At 44.5% G+C, this 19,703-nt stretch carries 22 protein-coding genes; 8 read left to right on the forward strand and 14 right to left on the reverse strand.

All coding sequences use genetic code 11. From position 1 onward, the window contains the following. Nucleotide 1: 1 nt before the first annotated feature. Both lnt and rsmI read right to left on the reverse strand, forming a co-directional pair. The gene (lnt, locus tag NM125_RS13100; RefSeq protein WP_255135404.1) at nucleotides 2–1,555 is read right to left on the reverse strand and encodes an apolipoprotein N-acyltransferase; all 1,554 of its coding nucleotides are present in this window, start codon (nucleotides 1,553–1,555) and stop codon (nucleotides 2–4) included. Continuing rightward, on the reverse strand, nucleotides 1,552–2,235 hold the full coding sequence (rsmI, locus tag NM125_RS13105; protein ID WP_255135405.1) for a 16S rRNA (cytidine(1402)-2'-O)-methyltransferase: 684 nt from the start codon (nucleotides 2,233–2,235) through the stop codon (nucleotides 1,552–1,554). The genes lnt and rsmI overlap by 4 nt, the downstream gene beginning before the upstream one ends. 248 nt (nucleotides 2,236–2,483) lie before the next feature. Here rsmI and NM125_RS13110 point away from each other — a divergent pair, with 248 nt between their 5' ends. Together NM125_RS13110 and NM125_RS13115 are read left to right on the forward strand one after the other, a co-directional pair. Next, nucleotides 2,484–2,870 (forward strand): VOC family protein, encoded by a 387-nt coding sequence (locus NM125_RS13110; protein ID WP_255135406.1) that lies wholly within the window; start codon nucleotides 2,484–2,486, stop codon nucleotides 2,868–2,870. After that, on the forward strand, nucleotides 2,854–3,216 hold the full coding sequence (locus NM125_RS13115) for a hypothetical protein (protein ID WP_255135407.1): 363 nt from the start codon (nucleotides 2,854–2,856) through the stop codon (nucleotides 3,214–3,216). The genes NM125_RS13110 and NM125_RS13115 overlap by 17 nt, the downstream gene beginning before the upstream one ends. Nucleotides 3,217–3,220: 4 nt before the next feature. Here the strand turns inward: NM125_RS13115 and NM125_RS13120 are convergent, their stop codons facing one another. Both NM125_RS13120 and NM125_RS13125 read right to left on the reverse strand, forming a co-directional pair. Then, on the reverse strand, nucleotides 3,221–3,904 hold the full coding sequence (locus NM125_RS13120; RefSeq protein ID WP_255135408.1) for a DUF2490 domain-containing protein: 684 nt from the start codon (nucleotides 3,902–3,904) through the stop codon (nucleotides 3,221–3,223). A 3-nt stretch (nucleotides 3,905–3,907) separates the two neighbouring features. Continuing rightward, nucleotides 3,908–4,504 carry a hypothetical protein gene (locus NM125_RS13125; RefSeq protein ID WP_255135409.1) on the reverse strand — a complete coding sequence of 199 codons (597 nt, stop codon included), beginning with the start codon at nucleotides 4,502–4,504 and terminating at the stop codon, nucleotides 3,908–3,910. A gap of 166 nt (nucleotides 4,505–4,670) precedes the next feature. Here NM125_RS13125 and NM125_RS13130 point away from each other — a divergent pair, with 166 nt between their 5' ends. From NM125_RS13130 to NM125_RS13140, 3 genes are all read left to right on the forward strand, one after another. After that, on the forward strand, nucleotides 4,671–5,372 hold the full coding sequence (locus tag NM125_RS13130) for an alpha/beta hydrolase (protein ID WP_255135411.1): 702 nt from the start codon (nucleotides 4,671–4,673) through the stop codon (nucleotides 5,370–5,372). Nucleotides 5,373–5,490: 118 nt separating this feature from the next. Beyond that, complete coding sequence (locus NM125_RS13135) at nucleotides 5,491–6,162, forward strand: response regulator transcription factor (protein ID WP_255135412.1); 672 nt, start codon at nucleotides 5,491–5,493, stop codon at nucleotides 6,160–6,162. Nucleotides 6,163–6,228: 66 nt separating this feature from the next. After that, nucleotides 6,229–6,921, forward strand: a complete 693-nt coding sequence (locus tag NM125_RS13140; protein ID WP_255135413.1) for a TrmH family RNA methyltransferase — start codon at nucleotides 6,229–6,231, stop codon at nucleotides 6,919–6,921. 3 nt (nucleotides 6,922–6,924) lie between these two features. Here the strand turns inward: NM125_RS13140 and NM125_RS13145 are convergent, their stop codons facing one another. The 6 genes from NM125_RS13145 to NM125_RS13170 form a co-directional block, all read right to left on the reverse strand. Continuing rightward, the gene (locus tag NM125_RS13145; RefSeq protein ID WP_255135414.1) at nucleotides 6,925–8,298 is read right to left on the reverse strand and encodes a M28 family metallopeptidase; all 1,374 of its coding nucleotides are present in this window, start codon (nucleotides 8,296–8,298) and stop codon (nucleotides 6,925–6,927) included. 111 nt (nucleotides 8,299–8,409) lie between these two features. Further along, nucleotides 8,410–9,384, reverse strand: coding sequence for a M23 family metallopeptidase (locus NM125_RS13150; RefSeq protein WP_255135415.1), 975 nt, complete (start codon nucleotides 9,382–9,384; stop codon nucleotides 8,410–8,412). Between the two features lie 83 nt (nucleotides 9,385–9,467). Further along, nucleotides 9,468–10,499 (reverse strand): HPr(Ser) kinase/phosphatase, encoded by a 1,032-nt coding sequence (hprK, locus tag NM125_RS13155; protein ID WP_255135416.1) that lies wholly within the window; start codon nucleotides 10,497–10,499, stop codon nucleotides 9,468–9,470. An 18-nt stretch (nucleotides 10,500–10,517) separates the two neighbouring features. Then, complete coding sequence (hpf, locus tag NM125_RS13160) at nucleotides 10,518–10,817, reverse strand: ribosome hibernation-promoting factor, HPF/YfiA family (RefSeq protein WP_255135417.1); 300 nt, start codon at nucleotides 10,815–10,817, stop codon at nucleotides 10,518–10,520. A 32-nt stretch (nucleotides 10,818–10,849) separates the two neighbouring features. Further along, on the reverse strand, nucleotides 10,850–11,767 hold the full coding sequence (gene xerC, locus NM125_RS13165) for a tyrosine recombinase XerC (RefSeq protein ID WP_255135418.1): 918 nt from the start codon (nucleotides 11,765–11,767) through the stop codon (nucleotides 10,850–10,852). 66 nt (nucleotides 11,768–11,833) lie between these two features. Then, on the reverse strand, nucleotides 11,834–12,985 hold the full coding sequence (locus NM125_RS13170) for a glycosyltransferase family 2 protein (RefSeq protein ID WP_255135419.1): 1,152 nt from the start codon (nucleotides 12,983–12,985) through the stop codon (nucleotides 11,834–11,836). A gap of 59 nt (nucleotides 12,986–13,044) precedes the next feature. Here NM125_RS13170 and NM125_RS13175 point away from each other — a divergent pair, with 59 nt between their 5' ends. Continuing rightward, nucleotides 13,045–14,112, forward strand: coding sequence for a hypothetical protein (locus NM125_RS13175; protein WP_255135420.1), 1,068 nt, complete (start codon nucleotides 13,045–13,047; stop codon nucleotides 14,110–14,112). 15 nt (nucleotides 14,113–14,127) lie between these two features. Here NM125_RS13175 and NM125_RS13180 read toward each other — a convergent pair whose 3' ends face one another. Continuing rightward, nucleotides 14,128–14,793, reverse strand: coding sequence for a lysophospholipid acyltransferase family protein (locus NM125_RS13180; RefSeq protein ID WP_255135421.1), 666 nt, complete (start codon nucleotides 14,791–14,793; stop codon nucleotides 14,128–14,130). Between the two features lie 49 nt (nucleotides 14,794–14,842). Between NM125_RS13180 and NM125_RS13185 the strand changes: the two genes are divergently transcribed. After that, nucleotides 14,843–15,502 (forward strand): O-methyltransferase, encoded by a 660-nt coding sequence (locus NM125_RS13185; RefSeq protein WP_255135422.1) that lies wholly within the window; start codon nucleotides 14,843–14,845, stop codon nucleotides 15,500–15,502. Nucleotides 15,503–15,572: 70 nt separating this feature from the next. Here NM125_RS13185 and NM125_RS13190 read toward each other — a convergent pair whose 3' ends face one another. Next, complete coding sequence (locus NM125_RS13190) at nucleotides 15,573–16,445, reverse strand: hypothetical protein (RefSeq protein WP_255135423.1); 873 nt, start codon at nucleotides 16,443–16,445, stop codon at nucleotides 15,573–15,575. A gap of 136 nt (nucleotides 16,446–16,581) precedes the next feature. Here NM125_RS13190 and NM125_RS13195 point away from each other — a divergent pair, with 136 nt between their 5' ends. Continuing rightward, nucleotides 16,582–17,832 (forward strand): glycosyltransferase, encoded by a 1,251-nt coding sequence (locus NM125_RS13195; protein WP_255135424.1) that lies wholly within the window; start codon nucleotides 16,582–16,584, stop codon nucleotides 17,830–17,832. A gap of 169 nt (nucleotides 17,833–18,001) precedes the next feature. Here the strand turns inward: NM125_RS13195 and NM125_RS13200 are convergent, their stop codons facing one another. Together NM125_RS13200 and NM125_RS13205 are read right to left on the reverse strand one after the other, a co-directional pair. Next, nucleotides 18,002–19,147 (reverse strand): THUMP domain-containing class I SAM-dependent RNA methyltransferase, encoded by a 1,146-nt coding sequence (locus tag NM125_RS13200; protein WP_255135425.1) that lies wholly within the window; start codon nucleotides 19,145–19,147, stop codon nucleotides 18,002–18,004. 86 nt (nucleotides 19,148–19,233) lie between these two features. Next, nucleotides 19,234–19,665: an FKBP-type peptidyl-prolyl cis-trans isomerase gene (locus tag NM125_RS13205; RefSeq protein ID WP_255135426.1), complete on the reverse strand. Its 432-nt coding sequence runs from the start codon at nucleotides 19,663–19,665 to the stop codon at nucleotides 19,234–19,236. Nucleotides 19,666–19,703: the final 38 nt, after the last annotated feature.

The following is a 19,703-nucleotide window of genomic DNA, read 5'->3' on the forward strand; positions in this document are numbered from 1 at the left end:
GCTACTCTTTTTTCCGGGAAGTGAATGTGAAGTAACCCCAACCGAAAAAGGTAGCCATCAGGCAGAGAACAGAAAGCCAGTTTCCAAATCTGGTGAAGAAGGTTTGGGTCGTTAAATTTTCTACGGTTCCTGTAAACCCGGTACGTACCCAATAGTCTGTTTTTTGGATAATAGCTCCATTGGGAGCAATAATACCTGAAATCCCGTTATTGGCACTTCGCGCAATCCAGCGGTCAAACTCGATAGCTCTGAGCCGCGCATAAGCAAAATGTTGATGATGTCCGCTGGTATCGCCCCACCATCCATCGTTGGTGATGATGGTGAGAAAAGAGGCATTTTTCTGTACAAAAAGCCGAATCCAGGATGGATATACCGAATCATAACAGACCAGTCCGGGTGAGCTGAAACTTTCCGTTTCAATCATATCCGGCCGGGTGCCTTTCCCGAAGCCGGCTATTTCACCCCAGTTAACCCAGCCGAAGACATCCAGTGCACTCAGGGTTTCAACAAAAGGAATTCGTTCTACAATGGGTACTAAGTTGCCCTTCTCATAGTCAGAGATGACACCCTTTGCATCTACAAAAAGAGCGGCATTGAAAACATTGTAGGGCTCGCCGGTTCGCAGCGTTCCCCGGTGCAAAACTTCTGTGTCTTCCGGGTAAGTTTTATAAAGCCCGGTTCCAACTATGAAATTTTTGTTCCAGGCTCTGGCAGAGTCGGCAATGCGTAAGGCTGTGCGAGAGTCGGAAAAGATAAATCCGTCGATGGCATTTTCGGGCCAGATTATGAGCTCCGTATGGGGAGTTATGGTCCGCTCGGTGAGGGTGAACAGGCTGTCAACTACCTCTCTTAATCCACTCATTCCCCCATAGCTTTGATAAGAATCATGATTGGGCTGGATGATAGCTACATGCGTTTGATCAGAATCAACGGATTTGGCTTCACTTTCAAACAGTAGAAACGACCATACAGGGAAAATCAGGAAAATCCCGATTGCTACATACGCTAACTTCTTCTGCTTTCTCTTGAATACCTGATAAGCCAGGGCTGAACTCAAAACCACCCAAAAGGTAATGCCCAGATGTCCGGTGAGGGAAATATATTGAATTACCCCAATAAAGTTGGACCACGCATTTCCGATAGAAAGCCAGGTCCAGGATAAATCCCACTGGTGATGCAGAAACTCATAACTGACCCAGGCCGCTGCCTGTAGAAAAGCGATCAGTATGGGGGATTCAGATTTTTGAGTGAAGAACTTAGCCAGGCAAAGTGGGATCGTCATAAGCACACTGTTGGCTAAGATGGCGGCAATACCGGCGCCGAGGCTGGCCATCATCAGCCAATAGGTGCCAATCAGGTTCCAGACCACAAAGCCGGCATAGCTGTAATAAGCCAGCTGCTTGTAGGAATCGCATTTATCGGACAAATAAAACAGCAGGATAAATGCCGGGAAGCTTAAAAAGGAGAGATTAATGGGAGGGAAGCTGACCCCCAATAAGATTCCTGCGATTACCGAAAGCACCCACTTATTTTCCAGCCACTGTTTCACATTCATTCCGAATATCCTTTACCTGATACAATTACTACGATTTCACCTTTAATCGAATCACGACTTTCAAACTCTGTTTTGAGCTCACTTATTGTGCCCCGCACCACTTCTTCAAATTTTTTGGTGAGTTCGCGGGCTACCGCAGCCAGTCGGTCGGGTTCAAAGTGTTCTTCCAGTTCACCCAGCAGCTTGAGCAGGCGGTTAGGGCTTTCATAAATGATAATGGTGAGTTCTTCCTCTGCCAGTTGTCCCAATCGTTTCTGCCGGCCTTTTTTATGGGGAAGAAATCCCTCGAAGATATATCGGTCGCAGGGCAACCCGCTGGCTACAACGGCTGTGGTAGCTGCATCCGGACCCGGAATCACACTTACGGTGTGATTACCATTTTGAGCCGCTCTCACAGCCAGAAAACCCGGATCCGATATTCCCGGCATGCCGGCATCGCTGATTAAGGCTACATCCTGTTGTGCATCCAGGATGTTCATCAGGTGACCGACTTTACGGTGTTCATTATGCTGATGGAATGAAAACGTGGGCTTGTCGATCTGGAACCGCTGTAACAGGTGACCGGAAGTACGGGTGTCTTCACAGGCGATGTAATCAACCGACTGCAGTACCTCAACCGCCCGCGGTGAAAAATCCTGCAAGTTTCCAATTGGTGTAGCTACGATGTAGAGTGTGGACACGGTTTACCTCATTGATTAAAGTGCACAAATATCAAACTACCTCACTCCAAAAACAACTGTGATGGGGGTGATTAATGGGATGAACTGTGATGGTTTAGTTTTATATAGAAACTAAAGAGCGTTTAAAAAGATCTTATCCCATCAATATCACAAACATCAACCCATCACAGTCCGCTTTGGAATTTAAAAAGAGGGTTGTATGTTTGTGGCGTTATAATTGAATGTAAACACTTATCATAAATACGAATATGAATTTTCAACCATCCGGATTAAACCACATCACTATAAGAGTAAACAGAATTGATGCCTCCAAAGAATTTTATGGTGACATTCTGGGCCTTGAACTCGTGAAAACCATGGGGCAGAGCATGGCCGTGTATAGAATCGGAAAAGAAGACACGCTGGTGATTGTGGAAGCGGAAACAAGTTATGACCCGACCTCACGGGACTTTCGGGTAGATCACTTCGGCTTTTATGTGGATGAACCTGAGCAGGTGGATGAACTTGCCAAATACTTTCGCGAACAAGAGGTTACTATCATGAGTGGCCCGGCAAATCGTAAAAAAGGCCGGTTTCTATTTGTGGCCGATCCCGATGGGAATATGATCGAATACTTTTATGAAGAGAAAGAATGAAATAGAGCAGGAGCTGGACCAGAAAGAGTTTGAAAATGATATTGGGAAAGACTTAGCCCAGCAATACCGCAAGCTGAACATTGAAGAAAAGCTGCGTGAGGATGCCAATAAGTACGTGGTGGGTGTTCTTTACTTTACTTCAACCTTGGTATTTTTTGAAGTTCTCTGGTGGTTACTTTCCTCAATATTAGGACCCATTACATTAGGCATACTGGAAGCATTCTTTGAGACCATGACACCCTTCATGCATGTTGTATTCCTGATTATGGCTATCAGCTCGGCCATTACCTGGAAATCACCGATCACTTATATCCTGAAGTTAACGCCCAATGGCTGGTACGACTAAAACCCTACCGATTCAGGTAATAGGATGTACTTACAAGGAAAAGGTGGCTGATTCCGCCATCACTGAAAACATCCTGCGTGCGATACTGAAGACCCACTTCAAATTTTTGTTTTGAATTGAAGTACCATCCCAAACCAACGGAAGCACGGTTTTCGGCATCGGCTTCATCTTTATTGAAGGCAGTCATCATTTCATCTTTCACAATCAGGTACTTTTCGCCGGGATCCAGCTTTTCACCCTCCAGCGGGAAGTCATAACTCAACCGATAACGCAGCCTGTTTTGGTAGGAGCTGGACCGAACGCGCTGTTCCAGTCGCAATCGGTGAGCAAGTCGCCGATCTCCTAAATAAGAAATAAAACCTACCTGCTGCAGAAACCGGTGCTCGTATTGGTAGCCATCAACCATAGGAGTGGAGAGCCGGTAATAGTAACCACCGCCGATTTTAGTGCCGGCTGAAAGTCCGTAGGAAAAAGTAAACTGAGGCTCGATATATCGGATGGCGGCTTCGTTGTCGAAATCCCTGATGGAGTTGAAGACCGAAAGCTTGGTGTTGAAGCCCAGCCGGTCAGAAGACTTCCAGGAATAAGATAGTTCCGGGTTCCAGATGAGGTCCGCTTGCTGCGAAAAGGCACACACAGGGTAGAGGATAGCAACTGCCAGCAGCGCCTTACATTTCATAAAGTCCATGTATTACCAAATGTTATCCAGCGAACGTCTCACAATTTTACGTTTCTGAATGAGATTACCGTTTTCATCAAACAGCATTTCAAATGAACCGAGTTCTGTCTTGTTATGTCCGTCAATCTCAATTTCGTAACGAATCAACAGGTCTTCGAAATCCTCTTCGAGAATTTTTTTCAACACCTCATCATCGTCGTTTTCGAAAGCAGAAAATTGACGCTGAACACGGGTTAATCTGAATGTTGTGTACTGATTGTTTATTTCTTCTGTGATGGTGTTCCGTAAAGCGTGGGGAAGCTCTTCGAATTCGATAAGCTGCTCAACGTCAATGAGCGAACCTGAAGCATCAAATTCGATACTGTACGGGTGATCTTCCCAATTCAGCTTTACTTCATAGCTGATCATTTCACCGTCCGATTGGCGGTAAAAATCTGCTTTTTTTGGCTCTTTCCAAAATTGATTTATCAGTGATAAAGCCCTGGCAGGCATGGCATCACGATCAATCGATTTTTCAACCTCATTTTTTGTGTGCTGAGCTGCACCAAAGCGGGTTGAGGAGAGGATCAGAACCGGCAGAAGTAATAATATTTGGTAATACGTTTTCATACCGGAATATGGAAAACAGGTATTACCAAATCTTTAATAGAGGGTTAAGCGTGGATAAAGGGTTGGTATGTTAAGGCAGATCACAAAAAGTCTTTATAAAAAAATGCATCCCCAAAACAGATGGGTTAAATTAAGTCGACATCTCATCAAAAAACGAACCCATTATATGCGTAATGTTTTTATTTCCGAAAAAGCCTCATTTAACCTCGACGTTCCCTACAAGCTGATTGAAACGGGAGATAGTGGAAAGAAACCGCTCATAGTATATTTGCACGGCTACAATCAAAACATAGAATATTTTGAAAAGAAAACTGCCCCGTTGTTAGAACTTGAAGCTTTTCATTTATTTATTCAGGCTCCATATCCTATTTATGACACCTCCCGAAAGCTTAAAGTATCGCAATGGGGAAGAGCGTGGTATTTGTATGACGGTTCCCAGCAGCAGTTCTTACAATCGATGGAAAATGCCTCTCGTTTCATTCTGGAAATTATTGAGGATGTGAAAGAAAAGATTGAAATCAGCCGTATATGTCTGTTCGGCTACTCGATGGGTGGTTACCTGGGTGGATATTTTGCACTGTCGCGCTGGAAGCATGTAAACGATTTAATTGTGATTGGCGGACGCATTAAAACGGAAGCCTTTGATGGGAAAAGGGAACAGGCCCGTCACATACGGATATTAGCACTGCACGGAAAAGACGATGACAGTGTATATCCGGAACCACAGCAGGAGTGCGTGGAACTGTTGAAAAGTGAAGGGTTTAACGCTGAGTTTAAATTAGTGGAAGCAGGACATAAACTGGAGCCAATTTTTATAGTAGAATCGAAAGACTGGCTGAAGGAATCAGGTTACGTTGAATCAAGTTGAATTTTGTTATACTTTAGGCTCTAATGTTTGTTAAGTTATTTTAATTAAACTATTGCAAAGCAGTTCATAAATCATTACGATATCCCTGAAACCGCTACAAAAAACCCCGCGAACATAAATGAATATATTAGTAATCGAAGATGATCCATCTGTCCGAACGCTTGTAAAGGCTGTTCTGGAGCACAACGGAAACTCCGTATCCACCGCTGATAATGCGACTGATGGTGAAGCCAATGCTGTAGGTAATGATTTTGATATGATCATACTCGATTTGGGTTTACCGGATGGGGATGGCTACGAGGTATGTAAAAATATTCGCGACAAGAATGTCACCACACCCGTTCTGATCCTCTCCGGCGAGCAGGAAACAGATGTAAAGGTGAAGTGTTTAAAGGTGGGGGCAGATGACTACCTGACCAAACCCTTTAACACCGAAGAATTGATAGCCCGAATGGATGCCATTAAACGGCGTACAGAATCGGGAGGGGAGCAGCAGCTTACCTGTGGCGAACTTAAGGTGGATTTACTTAAGCGGGAGTTCTCCATTAAAAGTGAAAAAGTGCAGCTCACTAATAATGAATTTAATCTGCTGGTTTACTTCCTTAAAAACCGAAATCGCATTATTACACAGGAAGAACTGGCGGAAAAAGTATGGGATATTCACTTTGATACACAGACCAACTATATCAATGTGTACATCAGTTACCTGAGAAAGAAAATCCGCGAACATTCTGAGGTGGACTATATTGAAACCATTCGCAAAAAAGGATTTGTATTCCGTTGCGAATAACATTTTAAATGAATTTATCAGCCTCGTATGCTATAGCCGTGTACGAGGCTTTTTTATTTTTAGCTTATGGATGCATCTACAAGGCAGGCAATCACCGAACACCTGAAGGAATTTGCCACTGAGGCACGGTGGCAAAAGATTCAAGAAGTTGTACAGCAACGCACCCGGCATATTTGTGTGGTGGTTGAAGATATTTACCAGCCTCATAATGCCAGTGCGGTATTGCGGAGCTGTGACGGATTTGGCATTCAGGATGTGCATATCATTGAACACTCCAACACTTTCGATGCTTCCACGCAGGTTACCATAGGCGCCGATCAGTGGCTGACTTTGCACCGGTACAGGGAAAAGCGAAAGGATAACACCGAGCTTTGTTTTAACAGGCTAAAGGAGCAGGGGTTTAAAGTGATAGCAACCTCGCCGCATGAAAATGATACCAACCTGAACGATTTACCTCTTGATCAGAAAACAGCGCTCGTTTTTGGAACCGAACTTGACGGAATTAGTGAGCGGGCTAAAGAAATGGCAGATGGTTTTGTCAAAATTCCCATGACCGGCTTCAGCGAAAGCTTTAATATTTCTGTGAGCGCAGCGGTTTGCCTGTATAACGTAACCCGGCGACTCAGAGCCTCAGAAATAAACTGGAAGCTCTCCGATAACGAACTTGAAGAGTTAAAATATCAGTGGCTAAAAAAATCCATTAAAGCCGGCGAACAAATCGAAAAAGCTTTCCTGCAAGAAAAAGGGCTGTCTCTTTAAGGATTACCGGGGCAGCCTTTCTTCAATATCTGCCACGGCATAGGCAAATACAGCCATGGTAGCCACGCACTCATTGAAGTCTTCCTTGTTCAGCTTGTCCATGGTATCGGCGCCTGTGTGGTGGTACCAGAAGTAGCGGGAGCCATCCACAACCAAACCCATTCCGGGTACACCATCTCGCATCAACGGACCAATATCTGCTCCGCCTCCGCCTTTGGTAACCTGTCCTGATTCGATAGGCTGCAGGGTAGTGCCGATTTCAGACAGAATATCATAAGCGCGTTCACTTCCAGAAAACCCAAACCCGATGGGGTCAAAAACCCCGGCATCAGATTCAATAGCCAGTACATGGTTTTCCAGAGATTTCTCTTCCTCTTTTACCCAACGGTGATACTCTTCCGCACCGCGCAGTCCGTTCTCCTCATTGGTCCATAGTACTACCCGAATGGTTCGTTTGGGTTTGATGCCCAATTCATTCATTAATCGAACGGCTTCCCATGCAGCAATACAACCTCCGCCATCGTCCATCACGCCCTGACCCACATCCCAGGAATCAATATGTCCTCCCATCACTATAATTTCTTCCGGGAATTCGGTTCCTTTTATCTCGGCGATCACATTTCGGGATTCAGTATCCGGCAGTGTCCGGGCCTGAATGTTCAGGTTGATCTCAATCTTCTCGCCCCGGTCATATAATCGTTGTATCAACATGGCATCTTCTATGGTGATGGCTGCATGGGGAATCTTCTTCACTTCATCGTCATAATACATGGTTCCGGTATGCGGAGTTTGCATAGAATAAGGGCCGACCGATCGAATGATACTTGCCACTGCGCCATGCCTTGCTGCCTCGATGGCACCGTTTACCCGATATTGTACGGTACGGCCGTAGGACGTAAATTCAGCGTTATACAGAACAATCTTTCCTTCTACCTGATCTTTAACCTTCTCCAGTTCGTCAAAACTTTTAACCACAATTACTTCGGCTGATATTCCGCCCTCCGGAGTGGCGACACTGCCCCCAAGGCTGAGCATAGGTAAATCCTTTTTTCGGGGTGAGAGCAAGGTGGCCGACTCCTCGCCGCGTACCCAATGAGGAACCATCACCGGCTGGGTCCACACTTTATCAAAGCCGTCTTCTTCCATGGTTTCCACAATCCAGTCGATAGAATTTTCCAGATTTTCAGAACCACTGAATCGAGGTCCAAAAGTATCGGCCATGTAGGTGAGGCGTTCCCAGGCTACATCACTGCCCATCGCTTTTTGAATAAGCTGTTGAGCATGTTCTTTGTGCTGATTGGTGAGCACCGATTGTGCCTTCATAAAGTCTGGAGAAAGGAGGAATACAGAGAGGAGAATGGGTAGGATGTATTTCATGGCATTGTATGATTGATTCATTTTTGGGAACGAATCAAAGAAAGGGAAAAGCGATGTTCAATGCCACAAAAAACCCCGGATATAAATTATAAGCGGGGCTGGGTAAGTCGGTTAGTCGAGAGAGTTTTTATTCGTCTCTGATATCTCTTTAAACATCGCATATTCTTCCGGGGAAGTATCAGCGAAGAGATAGTAGATCGGATCTACCGGCTCGCCTTTGAAATGAACTTCGTAATGAAGGTGAGGTCCTTCAGAAAGTCCGGAATCTCCGGCCATGCCGATTTGCTCGCCACGCTCTACTTCACTTCCGTTCTTAATGCCTTTAGCCAAGCCGGAAAGGTGTGCGTATAACGTTTCGAAGCCAAAGCCATGATCTACAATTACTACAAGGCCAAGGGTTCCTTTACGTCCTGCAAATCGGATTTTACCGTTTCCGGTTGTAAATACGGGATCTCCGATATCTGCCCGGAAGTCCAATCCATTGTGCCGGCGGTTGTATTTCAGGATCGGGTGGTAGCGAACGCCATAACCACTCAATAGAATACCAGAGGTGGGTTTGATAGCCGGGATATGGCTCATCTTCTCTTTATTCACGTTGTACTGGCTTTTAATTTCTTCAAAGCTCAATTTCTGAATGCCAATACGCCGCTCGAGGTTATCTACTTTGGAGGCTGTCCATTTCAATAATTCCGAAGTGGATTCATTATATACGTCAAATTCGTTATAAGGATCAGAACCACCTACACCGGCCTGTCGTTCTTCGTAGGAAATTTGATCCATCCCCAGTACAGAGCGGTACATCTCATTATCCTTTTCAGCTATAGCCGTGATTTGTTCATCCAAATCCACAAGCGCATCTTTGGTGCTTTCCAGCTGTTCGTAGAGGGCTTCATTTTCGGCTTTAAGTGCGAGTTCAGCCGGGGTTCCGATATAGGTAGAGAGGAGGATAATACCGATGCCGGTTAACACCACACCGGACAAGATCCAAATAGAAAGGTTATAAACAACCTGTTCGAGGCGATTGTACTCAATAGGCACAAATTCGCAATTCGTTTCGTCGTAGTAATAGTGATTTTTTATTGACATATACTAACCTTGTTCCAAAACTTGCCTAAGATAGTAACCTTCGTATCACATTCAAAGAGTAAGCCGGAACTCTAATGTTACAGTTATTCAATATCTCCTTCAAAGTATTCGATAGCTCTTTTAGGAGTCATGTCCCGTCCTTTTGTTTTTTCGCCAATGCTCGACTTAATCCTTTCCTGGAATGCTTTTGCGGGATCGTACCCATAATGTTTCAATAAATAATTCATAGCAATTACTTCTGCTATCACCGTAATGTTTTTACCCGGTGTGATAGGGAGATGGATGAGGGGAATTTCCAATCCTAATACATTTACTGAATCGTGATTTAAACCGGTTCGTTCTACCTCGCGGGTTTCATCCCAAAGGGTCAGTTCCAAAACCACCTCTAATCGTTTTTGGTATCGGATAGCGCGAATCCCAAACATCGACATTACATCCACGATACCGAGCCCTCTGATTTCCATAAAGTGTTTACTCATTTCCGTAGCCGACGACATCAACACGTTGTTCTTTTTGGTAAGCATCACAACGTCATCAGCTACCAGGCGGTGTCCGCGTTCAACCAGGTCGAGAGCAACCTCACTTTTACCGATACCGGACTTTCCCGCTACCAAAATCCCGATTCCATATACATCCATCATTGAACCGTGAACCATAGTTTGAATGGCGAACTGATCTTCCAGGAAATCCCGCAGAATGTACATAAAACGGGTGGTTTCAAGGGGGGTGGAGAAGATGGGAATGTTGGCTTCCTTGGCAATCTGGAATAAATTCTCGGGCAGCTTATTGCTATCGGTGAGAAAGATAACCGGGATATCAAACTGCGTGATATTCCGGAACGACTCTTCCTGCTTGTCTTTACCCATGTGCTCCAGAAACTGGGTTTCGGTATTCCCGATAATTTGAATTCGTTGGTAGGTAAAAAGCTTTTTATACCCGGCAAGCGCCAATCCCGGCCGGTGTAAATCGGCTTCCACCACATAATGGTCTTCAGCACAATTTTCAGATACGCACGCTTCTAAATTAATATTTACGCGCTCTCGCAGTTTTTTAACAAGGTAAGCCACGCTAATCTTGTCTTTGCGCGGAATTGGTGCTTGGGGCGAAAATGGCATAGATTTTAAATTATATGTTTAGTTGACAGCGTGCATTTTTTCCTTGTACTTCTTCAGCTGTCGGCTTACGGTTTCTACCGCATTATGCACAGCCTGTTCGTAGGAGCCGGCCGATTCTTTCGCCGTTAAAACTTTACGGGGCACTTTTACAATAATTTCAGCCTGCTGTGGATTTTCATCGGAGGGAGTAGGTTGCAAAATAATATCGCACATTACAATCCGGTCATAAAACTGTTCCAGTTTCTCCACACTGTCTCTGCAATATTGTTGAAGGTCAGCGCTGGCTTCAAAATGGCGTGCTGTGAATGTAGTTTTCATATTCTACTCCTTAATTTATAGTTGTGTAATTATTACGTTTTTGCTCTTGGGTGGGCCTGCTCATACACATTCTTAAGCCTTTCCATGCTTGTGTGCGTGTAAACCTGCGTTGCCGCTAAGTTGGCATGCCCTAAAAACTCTTTGATGATTCTTATATCCGCTCCGTTGTCGAGCATGTGGGTTGCAAAACTGTGCCTTAAAACGTGTGGACTTTTCTGGGTGACCTCACTGGTCTGTTTTAAATAATTTTCTACCATCGACTGAACGGCCCGGTCATAAATCCGCTGACCGCTTGCTGCAAGGAACAGTGCTTTTTTTGCGTCGCTATCGGTTCGTTCTCCGTATAATTCCGGTCTTCTTTCAATGAATTGCTTTAAGATGGAAGCCACTGTATTACCCAATGGAATAATCCGTTGTTTATTGCCCTTACCGTGTACGGTAACTTGCCGTTGTTTTAAGTCAATGTCCGTAACATTCAGTCCGGTCAACTCACTCAGCCGCATTCCGGTTCCATAAAAAAGCTCGAGGATCGCTCTGTCCTGCAGTCCGCTTATGGTGTCGGTATCCACACTGTCCATCATGCGGGAAATGTCTTCCACAGTAGCTGTTTTGGGTAGTGTCTGTTCTTTTTTGGGTACAACCAGCAGGTGGGCGGGGTTTTTGTCAATGTGTCCCCGCTTAAAGCAGTATTTAAAAAAAGATCGGAGTGCGGCAACCTTGCGGGCAATGGATGTTTTTGCCAATCCCTTTTCGGAAAGATCTCCCAGCCATAAACGGATGTTTAAGCGGGTGATCGATGAAATATCAACCTGTTCATCTGTCTGTTCATTTACTTCTGCTGTGAATTCGAGAAAAGAACTCAGGTCATTTTGATAAGAGGTAATGGTATGTTCCGAAGCATTTCGTTCTACACTCAGGTATTTCAGATATTTCTCGATCAATGCTTTCATACATCTTAAATATGTCTATGTATCTGCAAAAAAGAAAACACTTATTAGTGAAGAACAGATAAATTTTTAACCGACTTCGCGGCCTTTCCAGCGGGCTCTTTTTCCGGTAAAGTAGTCCCATAAGCACCGAATGCCAAGCACTTCATACCAAAGTATGGTTACAGGCTGCAAAAGGCTCACAATTGGATTCCAGCCAAACCTGAAATCAAGAAGCCATCGCTGAATGATAAAAATTCCAATCAGGATGGCTGCGAGTTGTTGAGAGCCGGGATCTCCGGAGAACAAAGCCAAAAACGGGACTACAAATACGATGAACTGCATTGAAGCCATGAAGAGGAAGAGGGGGACGTTTCTGCCAAAACCCACAAAGAAATTCTTGCGGAGTCCTTCAAATATTTCTTTATGAGAGCGATACATCCGGCAATTCACCGTTCCAACCCCGTCAAACATAGTGATAGAGAAGCCGTGGCGCTTTATGGTTTTTGCCAGCTCCACATCCTCCACAATTTCTTGTTTTACGGATGAATGTCCGCCAATCGCCGAGTAGGCTTTTTTATTGAAGGCGATAAACTGTCCACAGGCGGCTGCAAATTGAGGGGCCATTTTCTGGCGAAGATTCCTGGGAAGCCATCGGGGATTTTGTTCTACATACTTTGCAGGCAACAGGGTATAGAGTCCGTAGTAAATCATCGGGATAATCAGCTTTTCCCAGAAGCTGACCACTTGCTGTTTGGGCCAAACGGTGATTACATCGGATGTTTGAAGGGCCTGAACAGCTTTTGAGACCGCATCTTCTTCCAGCCACGCATCGGCATCGATAAAGAGCAGGTAAGAACCCTTTGCGTGCTCGCTCAACTGATGACAAGCCCAGGGTTTCCCCAGCCAGTCATCAGGTTTTGACAGGCCTTTCAGGTGGTGCAGGTTGTTAATGATTCCGCTTAGCTTGTCCAGTATCTCCGTGGTTTGGTCGGTGGAGTTGTCGTCAAGCACCAGCACCTCAAAGTTTGGATAATCCTGTTTCAGGGCCGAAGTGACACAATGTTCTATAACCGTCTCTTCGTTGCGTGCGGGAATGCAAATGCTTACCAACGGTGCATCACCTGCTTTAAATGTTGAGGGAGACTGTTTTGAAAGGGAGCGGAATTCAAACCAGTTTCGTACAAAAACAAAAACCGTAAAACCGATATAAGTAGCTGCGATGTAAAGAAGTATGTCCATTGAACGAAAGTTAGCAAACAGAGCGTTGCCGTTCACCAATACGATTATTTTATTTGACCATGAATATATCTACAGACTTCAGGCATATAACTCCAGATTTTAACAAGTCGTTCGGCGGGTACGAGTGGTGGTATTTCGATGGTTTAAGTGAGGACGGGCAGCAAGGTTTCGTCATCATTCTATATCAAACCAATCCTTTTTCCATCCAATATATCCGCGATTTAGAAGAAAACCGGGTTCGTGAGGTTTTCTATCCGGCCATTAGTGTTTCACTGTATAAGGATGGTGAGACGGTGTACTACAGCTTCCTCGAATTTGGAAGCGATGAGTTTAGCTGGGATGAAGACAAGAAAAAGCTTTCGGTTAAAAATGATACTGTTAGCTACCGACTTGATCAGAAAGAATCCGGCTTTGAAATCACTTTGAATCAGGAGCTGCCATCGGGGCATAAGGTTGAAGGAACGGTTACCGGGAAAGCACCGGTAGCGGATAAAAGTCTGATACAATCAACAAGTGAAGACCGCCACAGTTGGAATTTGTTGTTCCCTCAAGTATCAGTTGAGACAAAGCTGAACATCATTGGCAAGAATGGGGAAGAGGAGCTGAACTTTTCGGGTGCAGGATATCATGATCACAATACAGGACACGAACCGATGAAGGAGAGCTTCCGGGATTGGTACTGGGGAAGGTACCACTTCAAAGATTTCACTCTTGTTTATTACCTGATGCAAAAAAGGAACACCGAGCAGTTTGAAGCCTGGCTAATCGACCGGGAAAGTCAGCAGGTGCTGGAGAAATTTAGCGATGCAGAAATGAGCTATTTCACCCGAAATTGGTTTGGATTGAAATCAGCCCGAAAAATTGAGTTAAAAGCAGGTGAAACTACTGTAAATATTCAATGTAGCACTAAAATTGATGACGGACCTTTTTATCAAAGATTTAAAGGTGAATCAGTTTTAAGGTATAACGATCAAGTCTATGCAGCGCATGGTATTTCAGAGTATATATATCCCTTAAATATATACAATAAGGTATTCTGGCCATTAGTGAAAATGAGGCTGAATGATAATCAACAGAATCCACACTGGGTGCAAAAATCCCGGCGCATGTATCCGTGGACATGGTAACCTAAATTATTTAGGCTAAAATTGCGGTTCGAAGCCTTCGTCTGAAAATCCGGCAACAAGCCTGGTTCGCTCATTTAAACGCTGAATATCTGCTTCAAAAAGAGATGTTAATTCATTTCTGCTCATTGACTTATCATGATCAACTGATTCTCCTATTGATAAATAAAGCTCCGGTTTGCTGCTTCGGAGAAAATGAGCGTAAATATGGATGGGAACGTAGTCAATATTCTCCGTTTTAGTGTACAGCCAGGCCAGGCCACCTTTGAAATCAGGAGCTGAATCTGAAGCCGGAGTAATGGTTCCTTCCGGGTAAATAAACAGGCAGGAATTTTCTCGTTCCAGAGACTTTACGGCATAGCGCAGCGATTGAATTGATGCCTTCGGGTTTTCCAGGTTAATCGAGAAAGCCCCGATCTTGCTAAAAAACGTGTACTGCTGCATCTGCTTGTCTTCCATCAGGGCCCGCGCTTGTTGATGAAAGAGACTCTCGTTTAGGTAAAGAGGGATCAGTCCGTCCCACCAGAGGTTGTGGTTCAAGAAATAAACAGTGCGGGAGTCGGGTTCAGGATGGTATTCCTGCTTAATCCAGAGTTGTTTGAACCTTCGTTTAAGAGACCAGCGGGTGTAACGGTCAAAAAACCAGATGAAAAAGCGGGATTCGTCAGCGGGGATGAAATTCAATGCGTTCTTTTTTTGGTGATAATAGGGGGTTGTGCCTTATCTTTCAATTATGAAGAAGCACAGAGATAAATCGATCGTTCAAATTACAGACGCAAAGATAGAAGAATATGCACGTGCAATGACCACACCGGAGTCAGAAGACGTTAAAGCTCTTGTAGAGTCTTCTGATGCAGAGTTGGAATATATCGACATGCTGAGCGGAAATTTGGTGGGTCAAATGTTGCGGATGCTGATTCAGGTAAGCGGAGCAAAGCGGATTCTGGAGATCGGAACCTTTACGGGTTATTCCGCTATCGTGATGGCAGAAGCTCTGCCTGATGACGGAGAAATCATTACGATGGAAATGAACATCCGCTATCAGGAGCTTGCGTCAAAGCACTTCCGGCAGTTTGATCATCAGAACAAGATAAAGCTGCTGGAAGGAAATGCCCGGGAATTGGTTTCGGGGCTAAGTGGGGATTTCGATCTGATATTCATTGATGCAGATAAATTGAGTTATGAAGATTACTTTAGTCAAACACTACCGCTGTTAAAGCAGGGTGGACTCATGGTAGTAGATAATGTGCTCTGGGACGGAACGGTTTTAGATCCTGAAGATCATAAAGCACAAGCGCTGCATGAATTTAATAAGATAGTCTCACAAGATAATCGGGTAGAGCAATTGCTACTTCCTGTTCGGGATGGGGTTACTATTATCAGGAAGAAATGATTCCCGCACATAGAAAAGCCGGGAAACAATCGCTTAATTTCCCGGCCTTTTTAAAAATTAACTAAGGGCTTTAAAGAGCTCTATACCACTGCAGGAATGGAAAGGGGAATGGTAATAACTCGCCTTCTGCTGCTACACCGGCGAAGCCAAGCTGGAATGCTTTCTGTGGTCCAGAATGTAATCTAACCGCGGGAATAATTAACGCAGCTGCTTCATTATTTTCCATGACTACGAAGGAATCGAAAACCAAGCTCACTCGATCGCTAATTCGGTTCATTCCAGCTAAGGAAAAAAGGGCTGAGCCGCCTGAACTTCCCGGGCCAAATACAGCTCCATAACCGACAGAAAGGGATATATTTTTATCCATTTCTCCTAAGGTAACTGAGCCAAATGGAAGAGCAATACCATATTCAGGTGACGCCCAAGAGCCGGTTCCTAAAAGGGTTCCTAAAGCAACTCCGGCATTGTTCTTTTTCAAAAGGCTGTATTTTGCAGATCCAACAATGGGAGACCCGAACCAGGTTGTCATCAGGCCAACTCCAAAGTCGTCACTGATGCCAAATTGAATATCCGGCCCATACAGGTTCCATATAATATAATTTTCACCTTTCGAAATGGGATTCGCGTTTGTGGAAATGTAATAACGGGTGGCAAAGGTATTTTCCCTTCTAAGGCGACCATCGTCAGTTATTTCCTCGCTGGTCAGCTCTCTCATTTCTTTTATTTCATGCTTTGGAATAGCAATTTCTCCCAGCTCTTTCGTTAATAAGATCACTTCCCGGGCATCCTGAGAAATGATTTGCCCGACATATCTTGACCCGTCATTTTTTATGATGAGGTAGGTTTTTGTGGTCTCAGTCTCTGTTTGAGCCTGAATTTGAGTTGCTAATCCTGCAAACAGAAAAAGTGAGAGAAAAGCGACCCACAGTTTAGATGATTTCATAATGTTCCCTGATTATTTTATTTGTACCTACTCAACCGACATTTTTGTACCGCTCGAGTTATTGTCAGTAACTTAAACGACCAGTAAATGTCATAAATTATGCAATGAATAAAAATAGCCGGACAAATTATATTTTATGAACACCAGCTCTCTCAAGGTATTGATAATTGGTAAAGTATGGCCGGAGCCGGCTTCCTCGGCAGCAGGCTCGCGGATGATGGAACTGATCGAGGTGTTTCAGTCTGAGGATTGGCAAGTGACCTTTGCTTCAGCAGCTTCTGAAAGTCAATTTGCTGTAGATCTGAAATCGTGTGGGGTAGAATGTGCATCTGTAAGCATAAACAGCTCTTCCTTTGATCACTTTGCAGGTGAGTTAAATCCGGATATTGTGGTTTTTGATCGGTTTATGACTGAAGAGCAATTTGGGTGGCGGGTGGCGGAACAATGCCCGGGTGCCCTTCGAATCCTTGATACCGAGGATCTTCATTTTTTACGGGAAGGCAGGTATCAGGCATGTAAGAAGGGTAAAGAGTTTGAGACTTCAGATCTGTTTAATGACAAGGCGAAACGAGAGATCGCCAGTATCCTTCGGTGCGACCTTTCCCTGATCATTTCTGAGTTTGAAACGAATCTGCTTGAGGAAACTTTCCGGATTGATAAACAATTGCTTCTGTATTTACCTTTCCTGCTCGAACAGATTTCTGAGAATAGCGTAAACAATTGGAAGTCATTCGATAACAGGGAAGACTTTATATCTATTGGGAACTTTCTGCATGAGCCGAACTGGAATGCGGTGTTGTATCTTAAAGAAGAAATATGGCCGTTAATCAGGGCTGAATTACCAAAGGCAGAGCTTCATATTTATGGAGCGTATTCTTCTCAAAAAGTGCAGCAGCTTCATAATGAGTCAGAAGGCTTTCTGATTAAAGGAAGGGCAGAAAGTGCAACGGATGTTGTAGGTGCCTCAAGGATGTTGCTGGCGCCGCTACGTTTTGGGGCCGGACTAAAAGGAAAGCTGGTTGAAGCCATGCAATGCGGCACGCCCAGCGTGACCACTACCATTGGCGCTGAAGGAATGAACGGAAATCTGCCGTGGCCGGGATTTATTTCCGATGATCCGCGGGAATTTGCAGACCGTGCTATTCAGCTTTATAAGAACGAGGAGCTTTGGAAGAACAAGCAGGAAAAGGGCCTGGAGGTTATCCATAGGAGATTTGATAAAGAGACTCATTCAGTCCGTTTGATCGAAAGGATAAAAGAAGTTCGAGAAAACCTGGAAGCTCATCGTCACCATAATTTTATGGGATCTATGTTACAGCATCATACGTTAGCCAGCACCAAATTTATGGGTAAGTGGATAGAGGCGAAAAACAGGATCACAGATTGAAGGATTGTTGGATTTCGCTGATTATTACCGAGACAGAAAATATCCTTCAAACTTTTATTTCATGAACAGATACTTCAAGCTTAGGTAGTTCAATCTCAATGGTCCAATCGTCCGCTTGGACCTTTGGTTGTATCTAAAGCAGAGTACCAATCTCGACTACAGAATCAAATCAGTAAAGTTCATATTCCAGCAGCCGGGCATCGATGGTAGAGTTATAGAACTCAATACGCTGGTTGGTTCTCAGCCCGATGTGTTTGGCCAGGTCAAAGTTTCCGGTAAAAACATATCCCCACCAACCGGTTGCTTCCTGCTTAAAATAATCGCCGATACCGGCATAAACCGGCTCTAATTCTTTCTCATTTCCAATGCGATCACCGTAAGGAGGGTTTAGCATAATCACTCCCGGGTCGCCCCCCGGAATTTCTGTTTCGCTGAAGTCACATTTTTTAACCTCAATCAAATGATCCAGTCCGGCCGTGCGAGCATTCTTGCGGGTGGCATTCACCGCTCGTACATCGTGATCGGTGGCTATAATTCTGCCTTCAAAGTCTTTGTTCGACTTATTCTTTAAATCTGAGCGCAAATCATTCCAGCGGTCTTCATCAAAGCCGAGAATGTGTTTGATGCCGTAATTGGGCCTGAGCAGACCCGGAGCTTTATTCAGGGCTTGCAGAGCCGCTTCAATGGCAATGGTTCCGCTTCCGCACATGGGATTGATAAAGTGATTACCGGGTTTCCACTTACTGGCCAGAATCAGCGAAGCAGCCAGCGTTTCCTGCATGGGAGCAGTACTGGTTTCGGTACGATAGCCACGCCGTGATACGGATTCCCCGGAAGTATCCAGGTAGATCTGTGCCCGGTCGTTTTTCCAGAATACAAATACAACGCTTTTGTTCAGGTTAGGACCTGAATCGGGTCGGGTACCCGTTTTTTCCCGAATGCGATCCACGATGGCATCCTTCACCTTCATATTGGCAAACTGCGTGTTCGTCACCGTCTTGTTTTTGATAAAGGAGGTAACACTCACATAGCCGTGCTTGTCGATATAATCTTCCCAGGGAATTTTTACCAACTCCCGGTATAGTTGATCTGCATTCTGTGGCCGGCAGTCTTTAAGCCGATAGTGTACCCGATGTGCGGTTCTTAGCGAGAGGTTCAACATCATGCAGTCGTTCAGCGAACCCTCTGTTTCAATGCCTGCATGCCGGACTTTATGAATGGGGAATCCCAGATCTTCCAGCTCTTTTTTAAGATAAGGGGTGATACGCTTGGGGCAGGTGATGGAGATGGTGCTTTTTTGGGAAAAATCGGCCATAGTAATGTTTGGTGATTAAGAGCAGATATAAAAAATGGAGTCCTTCTCTCGAAGAACTCCATCAATTACGTTTCAAAGAAGCGAAATCAGTTTATGATTTCAACCAATTCGATATCAAAAGTCAGGTCTTTACCTGCAAGAGGGTGGTTTGCATCAATAATGATGTTTTCCTCTTCTACTTTAGTAATCTGTACAGGTACAGGCTGTCCGTTTGGTTGGTTCAGTTGAAGCTGCATTCCAACTTCAGGCTCAATATCTTCAGGAAGTTGTTCACGCTCAATAGTTACTTCCAGGTCTTCTCTGCGCTCTCCATATGCATCGGCAGATTCAATATTAGCTGTGGTCTTATCTCCAACTTCTAAACCAACAACAGCTTTCTCAAAACCTGGAATCAATTTTCCTTCACCCAATGTTACTTCTAATGGGTCTCTTGATACAGAAGAATCAAAAACAGATCCGTCTTCTAATTTTCCAGTGTAGTGGACTTTTACGGTGTCACCGTCTTTTACTTTAGACAAAATAAATCGTTTTGTTTTAGTTTATAGTGATTAGGTGA

The sequence above is a fragment of the Gracilimonas sediminicola genome (genome assembly GCF_024320785.1).
Lineage (GTDB): Bacteria > Bacteroidota > Rhodothermia > Balneolales > Balneolaceae > Gracilimonas > Gracilimonas sediminicola.

Bases quoted from the DNA above. Each gene is read 5' to 3' on its own strand.
- NM125_RS13115 (WP_255135407.1), top strand. From the start codon at position 2,854: ATGAAGAGAAAGAATGAAATAGAGCAGGAGCTGGACCAGAAAGAGTTT.
- NM125_RS13175 (WP_255135420.1), top strand. From the start codon at position 13,045: ATGAATATATCTACAGACTTCAGGCATATAACTCCAGATTTTAACAAG.
- NM125_RS13195 (WP_255135424.1), top strand. From the start codon at position 16,582: ATGAACACCAGCTCTCTCAAGGTATTGATAATTGGTAAAGTATGGCCG.
- NM125_RS13125 (WP_255135409.1), bottom strand. From the start codon at position 4,504: ATGAAAACGTATTACCAAATATTATTACTTCTGCCGGTTCTGATCCTC.
- NM125_RS13110 (WP_255135406.1), top strand. From the start codon at position 2,484: ATGAATTTTCAACCATCCGGATTAAACCACATCACTATAAGAGTAAAC.
- NM125_RS13140 (WP_255135413.1), top strand. From the start codon at position 6,229: ATGGATGCATCTACAAGGCAGGCAATCACCGAACACCTGAAGGAATTT.
- hpf (WP_255135417.1), bottom strand. From the start codon at position 10,817: ATGAAAACTACATTCACAGCACGCCATTTTGAAGCCAGCGCTGACCTT.
- NM125_RS13170 (WP_255135419.1), bottom strand. From the start codon at position 12,985: ATGGACATACTTCTTTACATCGCAGCTACTTATATCGGTTTTACGGTT.
- NM125_RS13120 (WP_255135408.1), bottom strand. From the start codon at position 3,904: ATGGACTTTATGAAATGTAAGGCGCTGCTGGCAGTTGCTATCCTCTAC.
- NM125_RS13145 (WP_255135414.1), bottom strand. From the start codon at position 8,298: ATGAAATACATCCTACCCATTCTCCTCTCTGTATTCCTCCTTTCTCCA.
- xerC (WP_255135418.1), bottom strand. From the start codon at position 11,767: ATGAAAGCATTGATCGAGAAATATCTGAAATACCTGAGTGTAGAACGA.
- NM125_RS13185 (WP_255135422.1), top strand. From the start codon at position 14,843: ATGAAGAAGCACAGAGATAAATCGATCGTTCAAATTACAGACGCAAAG.
- NM125_RS13200 (WP_255135425.1), bottom strand. From the start codon at position 19,147: ATGGCCGATTTTTCCCAAAAAAGCACCATCTCCATCACCTGCCCCAAG.
- NM125_RS13190 (WP_255135423.1), bottom strand. From the start codon at position 16,445: ATGAAATCATCTAAACTGTGGGTCGCTTTTCTCTCACTTTTTCTGTTT.
- lnt (WP_255135404.1), bottom strand. From the start codon at position 1,555: ATGAATGTGAAACAGTGGCTGGAAAATAAGTGGGTGCTTTCGGTAATC.
- NM125_RS13130 (WP_255135411.1), top strand. From the start codon at position 4,671: ATGCGTAATGTTTTTATTTCCGAAAAAGCCTCATTTAACCTCGACGTT.
- NM125_RS13135 (WP_255135412.1), top strand. From the start codon at position 5,491: ATGAATATATTAGTAATCGAAGATGATCCATCTGTCCGAACGCTTGTA.
- hprK (WP_255135416.1), bottom strand. From the start codon at position 10,499: ATGCCATTTTCGCCCCAAGCACCAATTCCGCGCAAAGACAAGATTAGC.
- NM125_RS13150 (WP_255135415.1), bottom strand. From the start codon at position 9,384: ATGTCAATAAAAAATCACTATTACTACGACGAAACGAATTGCGAATTT.